Origin of the sequence: Streptomyces sp. WM6386, from assembly GCF_000972385.1 — a bacterium.
GTDB lineage: Bacteria > Actinomycetota > Actinomycetes > Streptomycetales > Streptomycetaceae > Streptomyces.
This window is the reverse complement of sequence record NZ_JXTE01000266.1, coordinates 1-875: the sequence shown is the minus strand read 5'-3', so window position 1 is coordinate 875 and position 875 is coordinate 1. Positions and strand designations below refer to the sequence as shown.

At 70.2% G+C, this 875-nt stretch carries 1 protein-coding gene and 1 pseudogene; one reads left to right on the top strand and one right to left on the bottom strand.

The genetic code is table 11. From position 1 onward, the window contains the following. Positions 1–371, bottom strand: a 371-nt coding sequence (locus TN53_RS41145) for an MmcQ/YjbR family DNA-binding protein (protein ID WP_046264001.1), incomplete at its 3' end; no start/stop codon positions are given. Between the two features lie 240 nt (positions 372–611). Here TN53_RS41145 and TN53_RS41140 point away from each other — a divergent pair. Continuing rightward, positions 612–875, top strand: a pseudogene (locus TN53_RS41140) (AraC family transcriptional regulator); the annotation flags it as partial.

Below are 875 nucleotides of genomic sequence, written 5' to 3'. Positions count from 1 at the left end.
CCGTAGGTGTGCGGGTCGACGGGCCGCTCGGCCTTGGGCAGCTGGGCGACGACGAGCCGGTAGGAGTCGGTGACGAGCTCACGGACGAGCTCCTCGTCGACGCCCTCTCCGCTCTCCAGGGTGATCCAGTGCTTCTTGTTCATGTGGTAGCCGGGGGTGATGTGGCTGTACTGCTCCCGCAGGGCGTGGGCTTCGCCGGGGTTCGCCTTGAGGATCACGACGGGCCGCCCCGGGACTTCGGTCATCAGCATGAACACCTTGCCGCGCACCTTGTAGACCTCCCAGTCGGGGCCGAAGGGGTGCTCCAGCTGAGTTCCGGGGAGTTCCTCCGCGCAGTCGGCGGCGGTCTTGTGCAGGGCCGGTTCGTTCATGGGGCGTTGCCTTCCTCAGGTGGTGACGGGCTGCGGCATCGAAAGACGTGGAGGGCGCGCCGCGCGGGCGGGGTGGCGCGTCGTCCCATCCTTCCGCCGCAGCCGACCGGAAGGGCGGTAGGCTGCGGACACGTGATGGTCGATAAGGGACACCCTGACCCGAGCGGAAGCGCGGCCGGTCCGGCTGCGGTTCCGCTGTTCGGTTTCCAGCCCCCGGTCGGTACCCCGTACGGACTCGAGGTGAGTACCGTCGAGGACTTCTTCGCCCACCACGACGACTGGCCGTGGAACCCGCCCCGTCCGGGCCGTGCCACCTTCCACTACCTCATCGCCGTCACCGAGGGTGAGTTGCGGCACGACGTCGACCACGTCACGCGGACCGTCGCCCCCGGCCAGTGGCTGTGGGTGCGCCCCGGGCACGCGCAGTGCTGGCATCCGCCCGGCGCGGCCCGCGGCCCGTTCATCCTGTTCGAACCCGACGTGCTGCGGCCCGACCTCGCCCGT